Source organism: Alteromonas sp. 4NH20-0104, assembly GCF_057547795.1.
In genome coordinates this window covers 1-12,439 of sequence record NZ_BAAJLP010000032.1, presented here as the reverse complement: position 1 = coordinate 12,439, position 12,439 = coordinate 1, and the positions used below count along the sequence as shown (strand labels likewise).

The window sequence follows — 12,439 nt, the reverse complement described above, 5'->3', positions numbered from 1 at the left end:
CTTGGTTATTAAGACTTTAGCAGCCTCGCATAATAGAAACCATCCATTTGTTGCTCGCCGGGTAATATTTGCCGTCCGGGCTGTTCGATGGATTCTCCGGAATGGATGGGCAGTAGCTGCGCATCACTGTGTTCTTGCAGGAAGCGGCTTATCTGTGCTTTGTTTTCAACCGGCAACACAGAGCAGGTAGCATAGAGCAAAGTGCCTCCGGTTTTCAGTGTGCGCCACAGATTGGTGAGTATTTTATACTGCAGAGCTTCCAGTACCTCGATATCGGCCGATTTACGTAACCAGCGAATGTCGGGGTGGCGGCGAATAACGCCGGTAGCCGAGCAGGGGGCATCCAGTAATATACGATCAAAGGGCTTACCGTCCCACCAGCTTTCAACCTCTGCGGCATCAGCGCACACTATGTTGGCATGCAACTGCAGTCGGTTTAAGTTTTCGGTCATCCGCTCCAGGCGAGAGGCCTCGCTGTCCAGAGCAATTAGCTCTGCCAACGCCGTCGAGCGCTCCAGAATATGGGCACTTTTGCCCCCGGGAGCAGCGCAACAATCCAGAATACGTTCGCCTGGCTGAGCATCAAGCAGCGGGGCCGCCAACTGGGCTGCACCGTCCTGCACGCTAAACCAGCCTTCGGTAAAGCCTGGCAGAGTGGTAATAGGTGTGCGATCGAGCAGGATAACAGCGTCCGGATGCTGCTCTGACAGCGCGAAGCTAATACTGGCATCGGTCAGGGCATTACAATAATGGTGGTGAGTACATTGCTGCTGGTTCACCCTCAGCCAGATAGGCGCGGGCTGATTCATGCCGCTAACAATACTCTCTATTTCTTGCGGATAGGCGTTAGCCAGCCGTTTATACAGCCATTTGGGTAAACCCGATTGGATTATAGGGTTATCGCTGGCCTGAGCGGCAAGCTGTTGACGCTGGAAGTTTCTCAGTATGGCGTTAATTAATCCTTTCAGACTCTTGCCGCCAAGCACTTCCGCAGCGTTAACCGTTGCAGCAACGGCCGCATGGTCAGACACGCGACTGTAAGCCTGCTGATAAAAGCCCAGCAAAATGACATGCTCGAGGATTTTTTTACTGCCTTTGAGGGGCTGCTCGAGAAGCTCGCGTAGCCATATTTGTAGCTGAGGCAGATGGCGAAAGACGCCCATTGCCATTTCCTGTAGCCAGGCAGCATCCTGTTTGCTGTGCCTGGCTTGCGCCATGGCCAACGCCTCGCGGGAGGATTTTCCCTGTTCAAGTACCTGAAAAATTACCCACGCAGTATCGGCGCGAAGATCAACTCTTGCCGGCAGTTTCATTGTGATTGCTCTGGCGCACCAGGCAGTACGCTGCCTACTGCGAACCAATCCTGGTAGCCGTTGAGTACATCCTGAATAGCCATGGGTTTTTTACCCGGCAATTGCAATTGCTCTATGCAAAGTGCTTTATCGCTGGTGGCTACCACGATCCCGGATTTATCGGCGGCCAGAATGGTTCCGGGGGCTTTATTGGCTGTGGAGAGCTCGCTCACAGAAGCCTGCCAGACCTTAATGTTTTTACCGTTAACCTGACTCCAGCAAATCGGCCAGGGATTAAACGCCCGCACGTTGCGGTTTAGTTGCTCGGCCGGATCCTGCCAATTGAGGAAGGCCTCTTCTTTGCTGAGCTTTTTAGCGTAGGTGGCGCTGTCTTCCTTTTGCGGTTCGGCATTCAGTGAGTCAAAATCATCGAGTACGTTAACCAGGGCCTGCGGGCCAATTTCTGCCAGTTTGGAATACAGCGTGGCGCTGGTATCTGAATCGGTAATCGGCAATCTGGCAATATGCAACATGGCGCCGGTATCCAGGCCTTCGTCCATTTGCATAATGGTGACACCGGTTTGTTCGTCGCCAGCCCAAATACTGCGTTGAATGGGAGCAGCCCCTCGCCAGCGAGGCAAAATGGAGCCATGCACATTTATGCAGCCGCGCTCCGGGATATCCAGCACGGCTTTGGGCAGCAGCAAGCCATAAGCCACTACTATCATAATATCGGGTTTGAGCGCCGCCAGTTCCTGCTGAGCAGCTTCGCCTTTTAACGAGGCCGGCTGATAAACCGGGATATTATGTGCTTCGGCCACCTGTTTGGTGGCGCTGGGGGTTAACTTTTTGCCGCGACCGGCAGGGCGGTCAGGCTGGGTGTAAACCGCAATCACATTATGTTGGCTGTTGAGCAAAGCCGTTAAATGGGTCGCCGCAAAGTCCGGCGTACCGGCAAAAACAATATTCAGTGGCTTGGTCACAAGGCTGTTCTCTTAGGCTTTCGCGGCCAGACGGGCTTCTTTCTCGAGTTTCTTTCGAATACGTTGGCGCTTCAAAGGCGATAAGTAATCAACAAATAACTTACCATCCAGATGATCCAGTTCGTGCTGAATACAAATCGCCAACAGGCCATCGGCTTCCAGCTCATAGGATTCCCCCTCGCCATCGAGGGCTTTTACCGTAACTTTTTCAGCGCGGTCTACCTTGGCGTAGTTACCCGGTACCGACAAACAACCTTCTTCGCTGATGGTTGAACCTTCTTTGTTTACGATTTCCGGATTAATAAAAACGCGGGGCTCGTTCTGTTCTTCGGAGACGTCCATGACTACCAGGCGCACGTGTCTGTTAACCTGCGTTGCAGCCAGGCCAATGCCTTTTTCTTCACGCATGGTCTCAAACATGTCGGCGACGAGTTGTTTAATTTCGCTGTTGACTTCGTCGATAGGCTTAGCCACTGTACGAAGGCGCTCGTCGGGGAATTGTAATACGTCTAATATTGCCATCTGTCGATATTTACACTCTTTCTGTATTAAGAATTATACGCTAAGGCCGATGATGCTATTTATCCTGCCCTAACAGGCATTATTCTAGCTTAATGCACGTTTTCATGCAGTATTAATCTCTTCTATACTGAATTATTGGGGATTGTGATCTAATAATACAAGCATAGGGCTGGCTGCGAGACGTTACTGGCGAGGGGATATAATGTTAAGAATTGCAAAGAAATGGGCCATGTTACTGGCTGGAGTGATGCTATGGGTCAGCGCCGGCTGTGCTCTGGCTCTGGAAGTTAAATCCGATGCTCCAACCCGTTACACGGTTAAAAAGAACGATACGCTGTGGGATATCGCCGGTATCTTTCTGGATAAGCCCTGGTTATGGCCTGAATTGTGGCGCAACAATACACAAATTCTGAATCCCCATCTTATTTACCCGGGGGACGTGCTGATTCTCAGGATCGTTGACGGCGAGCCGGTTCTGGAGATGGTCAGGCAAAAGACTCAGGTCACGCTCTCCCCCAATGCTAACCGTAAGGTTAAACAGGGCGAGCCGATTAGCTTATTACCCTGGTCAGTTATCGAGCCTTACATCCAGCACCACGAAATCCTTGATTCCGGTAAGTACGAAATCCTGCCGCATTTACTGGGCGATAAAAATGCGTCGATACGGTTTGTTAATGAAGACCTCGTAATGAGTCGACGCAGCGGCCGTTCAAGAGATCAGTATCGCGTGATCCGCAAGCAATCTACAATTGAAGACCTCGATGGTAACGAGTTGGGCGTACAGATTCACCATATTGCCGATGCAAGCATGGTTGAAGACCGTGCCGAAGGAGAGTGGCTGGTGAAAATTGCCGGTTCAAACTCTGAAGCCAAGCGTGGTGACAAATTGCTGTACGGTGAGCCTAAGACGGCCGGCGATATGACCTTAAAAGCAGCCGATGAATCGCAGCGGGCGTTCATCGTGGGCAACCTGCATCAGTACCAGTTACTCGGCAAATACGATGTAGTCATTGTAGACCTGGGCGAAGACGAGATTGAGCCTGGCACCGTAATGGGTATTTATCAGCAGGGCCCAATTATCATCGATGGTGAGGAGCCCAAGTATTCCACGGAAAGTAAAGTGGTTGTAAGTGTGTTTGATGATGGCAGTACCGTACATCAGCCTGCATTAAAAGTGGGTGAACTGGTTATATTCAGCACTTTTACCAATGCCAGTTACGGCATTATAACCCGGGCCAGTGACATGGTTCGAACCGGCAACATTGTCGCCCAGCCATAATCAGTACTGACACTCCCGTCTCAGTGCTGAGTACGGGAGTGTTAATGCAAAATCAACTATCACAACTTACCAACTTCTGGCTGCGCCTGAGTGTCATTAAAAAACGGTCGCCGGCGTTCTGGCTGGCACTGCTGGAACATTTCGGTTTAACCGTTGAGCAGCTCTTTAAACTGCCCGCCGATGAACTTTTGCGGTGTGGTCTCAAATCAGAAGAAGTCACCCGGATAACCTCTGAAAGTGAGGAGGTTGAAAACGTCAATCGTTGGCTGAGTGCTGAACCGCTCAATCAAATTATTGCCATCACCGATTCAATCTTCCCGGCACGTTTAAAGCAACTGGACTCACCCCCGCTGGTGTTATTTTGCCGCGGCAGACCCGGCTTATTGCAGGCATCGCAAGTGGCCATTGTGGGAAGTCGCAAAGCAACAATTCACGGATTAAACACTGCTCGTCGAATGGCTCAGGAGCTGGGCGAAGGCGGTATTACGGTAACCAGTGGACTGGCGCTGGGAATTGATGGCGCAGCGCATCAAGGCGCTTATCCTACGCCTGGCAGCACCGTGGCGATACTCGGGGGTGGCCTCGATAATATTTACCCTCGTAGTCATCTGGCGCTAGCGTCCGCCATTGTTGAGCAGGGGGGCTGTTTAGTGTCTGAGTTTCCGCCCTGGGAGCAAGTGAAACCTTATCATTTTCCCCGGCGTAATCGTTTGATTGCGGCTTTGTCGAGTGGTGTGCTGCTTATTGAAGCACGCATAAAAAGCGGCTCGATGATCACGGCCAATCTGGCTGCTGATATGGGCATAGAGGTGTTTGCCACGCCGGGCAATATTAATAACCCACTGAGTGAAGGACCCCATTACCTTATCCAGCAAGGTGCACGACTGGTAACCCGAACAGAGGATATATTTGAAGAGTTGGGCTGGTTGCCTGTAGTTAATCAGCAGCAAAAGAGTCTTCATCCAAACGAAGGCCACAGCGATCCATTACTCAATGAATTTGCCGGCGAGCCGATAGATATAGACTATCTGGTTGAGAAAACCGGGCTTTCGGTGAATCGTTTGATGCCCAAGCTGGTGGAGCTGGAGTTACAAGGAATGGTTGTGGCGGTGCCTGGTGGTTACATTCGTGGCTAAAATACGTTCACAGGGTGTGTTCGGGCGTGTGGCTTATTTCGTATGTGTCTCAGAGGCTTGCCGCTTATTGCTCGACGTAATCGAAAAAAAGTCGACCCAAAGCTTGGCATTATCCGTATTTTTAGATAAGTTGAACTTAGATGCTGTGTTTTTTGCATCGATACCGTACGCAAAACTGGTCTTGAGACTTGAAAAAAGACCAGACCACTACAATAGAGTTTGCGAGGTTAGGTAATCACCGTTTAGTGATTGCTTCAAATTGAGGGGGAAAATGCTATGTTCGATATCCTCATGTATCTCTTCGAAAACTTCATCCATAGTGAAACCGAAATTCGCGTCGATCAGGATGAGTTAACCGAAGAATTGGTCCGCGCAGGATTTCATCACGATGAGATATACAAAGCGCTAGCCTGGTTGGAAAAACTCGCCGCGCTGCAAGAAACTGATATTAACCCCTACTTCTGTAAAGGCATCTCCAGCAGCCTGAGCCGTATTTATACGCAACAGGAACAAATGCGCCTGGATGTTGAATGTCAGGGATTCTTATTGTTCCTTGAACAGGTTGGCGTGTTGGATGCCAGCACCCGTGAAATGGTCATCGACAGAGTCATGGAGATAGATTCGCCGGAATTCTGTCTGGAAGATCTTAAGTGGGTAGTCCTGATGGTGTTGTTTAATGTGCCAGGCAAAGAAAATGCCTACGCACAGATGGAAGATCTGTTATTCGAAGAGCATGACGGTATACTTCATTAATCTTGTAGATTACGAAGTGTAGGGCTGTGTCGAAGATTGATCATTCACTGTTCGAAGCGCATGAGCACGCTTTAGAGCATCAGTACGGGCCGTGCCCGGACTGTGGTAAAGAGCTGCGCATCAGAAACAGTAAATCGGGCCCGTTTATCGGCTGTAGTGGCTATCCTGATTGTCACTACGCTAAGCCGTTACACGATAATCAAACCACTACTCTGAAGGTTATTGAAGACAGTCATTGCCCGGAATGCGGGTCGTCAATGGCCATTAAAAAAGGCCGTTACGGTATGTTTATTGGGTGCACCAATTTTCCGGCTTGCCATCACATAGAAAACGCCAAACCTCAAACCGATACCTCCGTTACCTGTCCTAAGTGCCATAAAGGGCACCTGTTAGATCGCACAAATAAATACGGTAAGCGCTTTTTTGCGTGCAATCGTTATCCTGAATGCCGTTATGTGGTAAATTTCGCGCCGGTTGAGAAAACCTGTCCCGATTGCGGATGGGCTATACTGGTCGAGAAAAAGGGCAGTTTAGTGTGCCCGCAGCCACTGTGTGGCTATAAAGAAGCAGCAAGCGAAGAAACAGAATAAGAGGTAACAAATGGGCGTTGAATCAGTTCATCAGGATGCTGATATAGCAGCGTTTGAAAGTGGCCAGCTTATGGTATACCCCACCGAAGCGGTGATGGGCATAGGCTGCGATCCCGACAACGAAGCCGCGGTTATGTCATTACTGGCATTAAAACAGCGGCCCGTGGAGAAAGGACTTATTCTGCTTGCGGCCAACTATTCTCAGCTTTTACCTTATGTCGACGACAACGCTATTCCCCAGGACAAACGTTTTAGTATTTTCTCCTGCTGGCCGGGCCCGGTTACCTGGCTGTTACCTAAGTCGGCTACGGCACCAAAATGGCTGACCGGCGAGCATGACGCTATCGCTGTGCGGGTAACCAACCACGCAGGTGCCCGGGAACTGTGTAACAAACTCGGCCGCCCGATTGTGTCTACCAGTGCTAACCTGACCGGGCAAGAGCCGGCAAGAACCACCGAAGAAGCCAGAACCTACTTTGCCAACAGCGTGCACTATGTTTCGGGTGTCGTCGGCGGCGCCACTCAGCCTTCTACCATTAAAGATGCCTTAACCGGTACCACCATTCGGAATTAATCATGAGTATTACCCCCTTAAAGGACACGCCGCAGGCCATTGAATCGGTGAAAGCGTTTTTACTGGCTTTACAGGACAGCATTTGTCACACCCTGGAACTGGCTGATGGCAAAGGTCACTTTGTTGAGGACGCCTGGAAACGTGAAGAAGGTGGCGGTGGCCGCTCCCGGGTAATTAAGAATGGGGCGGTAATAGAGCAGGGGGGCGTTAATTTTTCTCATGTGCATGGTACGCAAATGCCTGCATCGGCCACAGCTTCGCGCCCCGAACTGGCGGGCCGTAGCTTTCAGGCAATGGGTGTCTCACTGGTTATTCATCCTCACAATCCTTACATTCCGACTTCCCATGCCAATGTTCGCTTTTTCATTGCTGAGAAAGAGGGCGAAACGCCAATCTGGTGGTTTGGTGGTGGTTTTGACTTAACCCCGTTTTATCCTTTTAAAGAGGATGTTCAGCACTGGCATAACACCGCCAAGAAAATTTGTAAGCCCTTTGGCGACAACGTTTATGCAGAACACAAAGCGTGGTGCGATGATTATTTTTACCTCAAACACCGTAATGAAACCCGTGGCGTGGGCGGCCTGTTCTTTGATGACCTCAATCAATGGGATTTCGAACAGTGTTTCGCGTACATTCAAGCCGTGGGTAATGGGTATCTTGATGCCTATGTACCAATTATAGAGCGCCGCAAAAATACCACTTATGGTGAGCGCGAGCGTCAGTTCCAGCTCTATCGCCGCGGTCGATACGTGGAGTTTAATCTGGTTTACGACCGGGGGACGTTATTCGGTTTACAAACCGGTGGGCGTACGGAGTCTATCCTGATGTCTATGCCACCCCTGGCTCGCTGGGAATATGGCTTTGCCGCACCGGCGGGCTCTCCGGAAGCAAAATTGCAGGACTGGCTTACGCCTATTGAGTGGTAAAAGCGAGTCCTTGCACCGGGATTTTTTGACGTAGATCAACCTTAATTCGCAGATTTTTAAACGTATTTTCAAACTTGTTTTAGATCAAATTTTTATTTGTCAGGAGGCGTACATTAGCCTCCATCAACTTAAACGAATGAGAAAATACACAATGAAAAAATCAGCTTTAGCTACACTAGTTCTAGCCGCACTAGTTTCTGCGCCTTCAGCATTTGCCTATGAAGCCGGCGATATCATTGTTCGTGCTGGTTTAACTTCCGTTACACCAAACGACGATTCAAGCAACGTTAATGTAGATGCCCTGGGTGGCAATGTAGGTATGGGTGTTGAGGTTGACTCTAACACACAGCTGGGCCTGAACCTGGTCTATATGCTCGACTCTAACTGGGGCCTTGAAGTACTTGCCGCTACGCCTTTTACACATGACGTTACCCTTATTGATACTGCCGACAATGGCCTGGGTTTAGGCGACGGTAAACTGGCTGAGGTAACTCACTTACCACCCACTGTTAGTGCTATCTACTTCTTCGATACCAACAGTGCCTTCACTCCCTATGTTGGCGTTGGCGTAAACTACACCATTTTCTTCGACGAAGAATTTACCGGCGCTCGTGAAGATCAAACGTTTACCGATCTGGATTTAGACAACTCTTTTGGCTTAGCGGCTCAGGTTGGCTTTGATTATGAGATTGATGATAACTGGTCTATCAATGCTTCTGCCCGTTACATCAAAATCGACACCACCGCAGAATTTACCGTTGCTGACGTAAAAGGCAGCGTAGACGTGGATATTGACCCTTATGTATTCACTATCTCTGCCGGTTACAAGTTCTAACTAGTCGTTTTATCAGTTTCACCTTGTGTTTTTGCACTGCCTGTTGGCCCTTCATTGGAGGGCCTTTTTTGTGGGGGGATTAAACGGCTTCATCTTTACGATTGACCATATGATCAGCCAGTTGATCGAGAGCTCGTAACAGCTGGTCTGCCACATTCATGTCGTTAACACATTCATACATAGCTTTACGCATGCAATACATCCATTGAGCTTTTAGTGTAGGTGTTACCGTGTAAGGCAGGTGTCTGGCTCTTAGCCGCGGATGCCCCCGTTCCTGCTCATACTGGTTTGGACCGCCAAGCCACATTGTCAGATACAGAAAAAACACATGGCGGATCCGGTCCAGCGGTTGCGGGTGAATCGCTAAAAGCTCCGCCGCCATAGGGTCGTTTTCCATAATGTCATAAAAACGATTGGCCAACTGCCTGACGGTATTTTCTCCACCTATTGCTTGATAGGGGGTAGTAACACCAGTATTGTTATCCGAAGTTTTCTTTCCCATACCCAGTTTCGATAATAATCCCATGAAAAAGTTTGCCGTGTTTGGAAATCCAATTGCTCAGAGTTTATCACCAACCATTCATGAAATGTTCGCAAAATCCTGCGCCGAAGAGATCAACTACGAGAAAATAGAAGCGCCCCTGGATGACTTTGAAACGACCATTACCCACTTTTTTGCTGCGCCACAAACCGTGGGCTGTAATGTAACGGTACCTTTCAAGGAAAGGGCCTTTGGTATGGCCATGCATAAAGACGACGCGGTTAAAATGGCCAAAGCGGCGAACACCCTGATGCTGAATAGTGATGGTGAGTTATGTGCCTATAATACCGACGGCATTGGGTTGGTGGCCGACCTGACCAACAACGGACTTAACCTCAAGGGGACGACAGTTTTATTATTAGGCGCTGGTGGCGCTGCCCGGGGAGTGATTCATCCATTGGTTAATGCGGGAATTGAGCAACTGCATATCCTTAACAGAACCATAGCAAAGGCTCAGGATATTGCCGATGATGCTAATAACCCTAAGGTTGAAGCGGTGAGTCAGCAACAGCTGGCTGAGCATTATGATGTTGTGATTAACTCTACTTCTGCCAGCCTGTCTGGCAATCTGCCCGATGTACCGGACTCTCTGTTAGCTACCTGCAAGCTGGCCTATGACATGGTATACGCAAAGGACAATGGGGCCACTGTATTTATGGCTCACGCACAAAAACTTGGCGCTGGGCAGCAACTTGATGGTTTGGGTATGCTGGTGGAGCAAGCCGCCGCGGCATTTTATATCTGGACCGGCAAACAGCCGGCCACGGCTAACGTGATTGAATACCTGCGTAATTGCTAGCTGAAGTTATCCCTCTGCGAGGTATTCGTTTTTTAACTCGACATAATTAATAGCCGACTGTTTTAAGAAAGCGATTTCAGCTTCTTTTAACGGTCGTTTCTGTACCATTGGGTTTCCGACGTACAGGTAACCGCTTTCCAGGCGCTTATTGGGGGGCACTAAGGTACCGGCACCAATAAAGACATCATCCTCAACCACTGCACCGTCCATAACGATGGCACCCATGCCAACCAGAATACGGTTGCCCAGTACGCAGCCATGCAACATGCATTTGTGACCAACGGTCACATCATCACCAATGATCAGAGGGTTGCCGTCAGGGTTACCGGCGGACTTACGGGTAACGTGTAAGATAGTACCGTCCTGGATATTGCTGCGCGCACCTACCTTTATATAGTTAACATCACCTCGCGCAGCGACCATATGCCAGATACTGCTGTCATCGCCTACTTCAATCTGGCCAACCAGACGGGCTGAATCGGCAATATAGACGCCTTGATTAATATCGGGGGTTATTCCTTTAAAACTACTAATAGTTTGTTGCATATGTTTCTCTTTGAATTGGTGTGTTTTAGGGTAGGAACTCTATTATAAACATTAACTGCGTTAATATCCGACCGGCAAAGTCTGTTACGAACATTCTTAATGATCTGTGGTCAGATTGAAACGCGATATAAAGGAATACTGATACAATACCGTATCCAACCTATGTCATTGTTATGGAGAGTTCATGTCAAAGCGCTACGTACTATTTGCGGCATTACCTTATGCTTATTCAATACTGAGACCAATCCAATCTGAGATTGTAAAGCGTGGGGGTGAAGTCGCATGGTACTTAGAGGCGGGTTGTGAAGATCTATTGCATCCGGATGAAAAAAAGCTGAACACGGTTGAGGAGCTTGTAGCGTATAACCCCGATGCAACGCTAACTCCTGGCAATTACATCTATCATTTTATTCCTGGTATAAAAGTAGGGGTGTTCCATGGCTACTTTATTGGTAAGCGCGGTGAAAAGACCTATCAGGAAGATTCACACTTTCGTATCCGGGGTTGGTTCGACTTAATTTGTACACAAGGGCCGAGCAGTACCGAGCCTTATAAACTACTGGAGCAAAAGCATGGCAGCTTTAAAGCTTATGAAACCGGCTGGTGTAAAGTGGATTCCTATATAAACGGCAAACAACCACCGGCAACCAACCCTCCCACTATTTTATATGGCACAACCTTTACTAAAGGGATTAGTTCAGCAGAGGCAGTGTACACAACAATAGAAAGCTTAGCGAAAGAGCGTGACTGGAACTGGGTACTAACGTTTCACCCAAAGTTACATGGAACTGAAGTCGTTGAACGATACAAACAATTAGCAGCGTCGCTGGATAATGTTAGATATCTGCATAACGTGGATTTAGAAACTGTGAATGAGGCAAGCGTGTTGTTATGTGATAGCTCATCAATCATTCTTGAATTTATGATGCAGGATAAGCCGGTCGTCACATACCGCAATACTAACCCTGGCCCACATTTACTGGATGTGACTAGTACAAAGGAAATAGAACGGGCATTAGATGCAGCATTAACCAGGCCACCTGAATTAATGGAATCGATTAATACCTATGTCGAATACCACGAAAAATACAGGGACGGACACAACTGCGAACGGGTATTAGATGCCATTGATGATTTCATCTTAAACTTTAAAGGGAAACTAAAGCCTCATAAGCCAGGAATATGGCGTAAATTTCAGTTACGCAAGAAGCTCGGATACTGGAAATAGCGCATAAAACTAGCAAATAGCGTTATTAATGAGCGAACAAATCAATTATGACAGTTTTTTTAAAATAAGCGTTGACGTGTAGTCTTAACTCTCTATAATGCGCCCCACTTCAACGGGGAACGCACTTAAACGCCAACCCAACAATATTGCGATAAGCCTTATTGGAAGCGGCTTACAGCCAAATGCAGAGTTTGAAAAAAATCAAAAAATGCATTGACACTGGAAGCCATCAGCGTAGAATGCGCGCCTCACTTCAGCGAGGTTGAATAAACAAAGTTGAAGTGGTTTTGAGTGGCAACCTTCGAAATTAAATTTCAAAAAGTTGTTGACACTGAAAATAAAGAGCGTAATATACGCATCCCGCTTCAGGGGTTAGCAATAAAAACTGAAGCCGCGAAGGCCAAAAATATCATAACGATATCAAGAGTTTCGCAC

14 protein-coding genes are annotated in these 12,439 nt (G+C 48.5%); 9 read left to right on the top strand and 5 right to left on the bottom strand.

Features of this window, described 5'->3' with window-relative positions; genetic code table 11:
• Nucleotides 1-8: 8 nt before the first annotated feature.
• From rsmB to def, 3 genes are read right to left on the bottom strand one after another with little or no spacing between them, the layout of a single operon-like run.
• Nucleotides 9-1,313, bottom strand: coding sequence for a 16S rRNA (cytosine(967)-C(5))-methyltransferase RsmB (rsmB, locus tag AC27IB_RS19080; protein ID WP_487122918.1), 1,305 nt, complete (start codon nucleotides 1,311-1,313; stop codon nucleotides 9-11).
• Complete coding sequence (gene fmt, locus AC27IB_RS19075) at nucleotides 1,310-2,275, bottom strand: methionyl-tRNA formyltransferase (protein ID WP_487122916.1); 966 nt, start codon at nucleotides 2,273-2,275, stop codon at nucleotides 1,310-1,312. Before fmt ends, rsmB begins: the two co-directional genes overlap by 4 nt.
• A gap of 12 nt (nucleotides 2,276-2,287) precedes the next feature.
• Entirely contained in the window at nucleotides 2,288-2,797 is a 510-nt protein-coding gene (gene def, locus AC27IB_RS19070; protein ID WP_487122914.1) for a peptide deformylase, read from the bottom strand.
• 202 nt (nucleotides 2,798-2,999) lie between these two features.
• On the opposite strand from def, the gene AC27IB_RS19065 reads away from it, so the two are divergent.
• The 7 genes from AC27IB_RS19065 to AC27IB_RS19035 all read left to right on the top strand — a co-directional run bounded on the left by AC27IB_RS19065 (nucleotide 3,000) and on the right by AC27IB_RS19035 (nucleotide 8,890).
• Complete coding sequence (locus tag AC27IB_RS19065; protein ID WP_296052154.1) at nucleotides 3,000-4,076, top strand: LysM peptidoglycan-binding domain-containing protein; 1,077 nt, start codon at nucleotides 3,000-3,002, stop codon at nucleotides 4,074-4,076.
• A 44-nt stretch (nucleotides 4,077-4,120) separates the two neighbouring features.
• Nucleotides 4,121-5,212: a DNA-processing protein DprA gene (gene dprA, locus AC27IB_RS19060; RefSeq protein ID WP_487122912.1), complete on the top strand. Its 1,092-nt coding sequence runs from the start codon at nucleotides 4,121-4,123 to the stop codon at nucleotides 5,210-5,212.
• Between the two features lie 276 nt (nucleotides 5,213-5,488).
• The gene (locus AC27IB_RS19055; RefSeq protein ID WP_105935458.1) at nucleotides 5,489-5,965 is read left to right on the top strand and encodes a DUF494 family protein; all 477 of its coding nucleotides are present in this window, start codon (nucleotides 5,489-5,491) and stop codon (nucleotides 5,963-5,965) included.
• Between the two features lie 26 nt (nucleotides 5,966-5,991).
• The gene (locus tag AC27IB_RS19050) at nucleotides 5,992-6,555 is read left to right on the top strand and encodes a DNA topoisomerase family protein (protein WP_296052160.1); all 564 of its coding nucleotides are present in this window, start codon (nucleotides 5,992-5,994) and stop codon (nucleotides 6,553-6,555) included.
• Nucleotides 6,556-6,565: 10 nt separating this feature from the next.
• Nucleotides 6,566-7,129 (top strand): L-threonylcarbamoyladenylate synthase type 1 TsaC, encoded by a 564-nt coding sequence (tsaC, locus tag AC27IB_RS19045; protein WP_487122909.1) that lies wholly within the window; start codon nucleotides 6,566-6,568, stop codon nucleotides 7,127-7,129.
• 2 nt (nucleotides 7,130-7,131) lie between these two features.
• Nucleotides 7,132-8,055 (top strand): oxygen-dependent coproporphyrinogen oxidase, encoded by a 924-nt coding sequence (gene hemF, locus AC27IB_RS19040; protein ID WP_296052165.1) that lies wholly within the window; start codon nucleotides 7,132-7,134, stop codon nucleotides 8,053-8,055.
• A gap of 151 nt (nucleotides 8,056-8,206) precedes the next feature.
• Nucleotides 8,207-8,890, top strand: coding sequence for an OmpW/AlkL family protein (locus AC27IB_RS19035; RefSeq protein ID WP_296052168.1), 684 nt, complete (start codon nucleotides 8,207-8,209; stop codon nucleotides 8,888-8,890).
• Nucleotides 8,891-8,969: 79 nt separating this feature from the next.
• Here AC27IB_RS19035 and AC27IB_RS19030 read toward each other — a convergent pair whose 3' ends face one another.
• Nucleotides 8,970-9,416, bottom strand: coding sequence for a group II truncated hemoglobin (locus AC27IB_RS19030; RefSeq protein WP_296052171.1), 447 nt, complete (start codon nucleotides 9,414-9,416; stop codon nucleotides 8,970-8,972).
• Between AC27IB_RS19030 and aroE the strand changes: the two genes are divergently transcribed.
• The gene (gene aroE, locus AC27IB_RS19025; protein WP_487122906.1) at nucleotides 9,415-10,230 is read left to right on the top strand and encodes a shikimate dehydrogenase; all 816 of its coding nucleotides are present in this window, start codon (nucleotides 9,415-9,417) and stop codon (nucleotides 10,228-10,230) included. The genes AC27IB_RS19030 and aroE overlap by 2 nt on opposite strands.
• A gap of 6 nt (nucleotides 10,231-10,236) precedes the next feature.
• On the opposite strand, the gene AC27IB_RS19020 is transcribed toward aroE, so the two are convergent.
• The gene (locus AC27IB_RS19020) at nucleotides 10,237-10,776 is read right to left on the bottom strand and encodes a gamma carbonic anhydrase family protein (RefSeq protein WP_296052176.1); all 540 of its coding nucleotides are present in this window, start codon (nucleotides 10,774-10,776) and stop codon (nucleotides 10,237-10,239) included.
• A 184-nt stretch (nucleotides 10,777-10,960) separates the two neighbouring features.
• Here AC27IB_RS19020 and AC27IB_RS19015 point away from each other — a divergent pair, with 184 nt between their 5' ends.
• Nucleotides 10,961-12,004, top strand: coding sequence for a UDP-N-acetylglucosamine 2-epimerase (locus AC27IB_RS19015; RefSeq protein WP_487122904.1), 1,044 nt, complete (start codon nucleotides 10,961-10,963; stop codon nucleotides 12,002-12,004).
• The last annotated feature ends 435 nt before the right edge of the window (nucleotides 12,005-12,439 follow it).

Coding starts and splice junctions, on each gene's coding strand:
- rsmB (WP_487122918.1), bottom strand. CDS start 1,313: ATGAAACTGCCGGCAAGAGTTGATCTTCGCGCCGATACTGCGTGGGTA.
- def (WP_487122914.1), bottom strand. CDS start 2,797: ATGGCAATATTAGACGTATTACAATTCCCCGACGAGCGCCTTCGTACA.
- AC27IB_RS19065 (WP_296052154.1), top strand. CDS start 3,000: ATGTTAAGAATTGCAAAGAAATGGGCCATGTTACTGGCTGGAGTGATG.
- dprA (WP_487122912.1), top strand. CDS start 4,121: ATGCAAAATCAACTATCACAACTTACCAACTTCTGGCTGCGCCTGAGT.
- AC27IB_RS19055 (WP_105935458.1), top strand. CDS start 5,489: ATGTTCGATATCCTCATGTATCTCTTCGAAAACTTCATCCATAGTGAA.
- tsaC (WP_487122909.1), top strand. CDS start 6,566: ATGGGCGTTGAATCAGTTCATCAGGATGCTGATATAGCAGCGTTTGAA.
- hemF (WP_296052165.1), top strand. CDS start 7,132: ATGAGTATTACCCCCTTAAAGGACACGCCGCAGGCCATTGAATCGGTG.
- AC27IB_RS19035 (WP_296052168.1), top strand. CDS start 8,207: ATGAAAAAATCAGCTTTAGCTACACTAGTTCTAGCCGCACTAGTTTCT.
- aroE (WP_487122906.1), top strand. CDS start 9,415: ATGAAAAAGTTTGCCGTGTTTGGAAATCCAATTGCTCAGAGTTTATCA.
- AC27IB_RS19030 (WP_296052171.1), bottom strand. CDS start 9,416: ATGGGATTATTATCGAAACTGGGTATGGGAAAGAAAACTTCGGATAAC.
- AC27IB_RS19020 (WP_296052176.1), bottom strand. CDS start 10,776: ATGCAACAAACTATTAGTAGTTTTAAAGGAATAACCCCCGATATTAAT.
- AC27IB_RS19015 (WP_487122904.1), top strand. CDS start 10,961: ATGTCAAAGCGCTACGTACTATTTGCGGCATTACCTTATGCTTATTCA.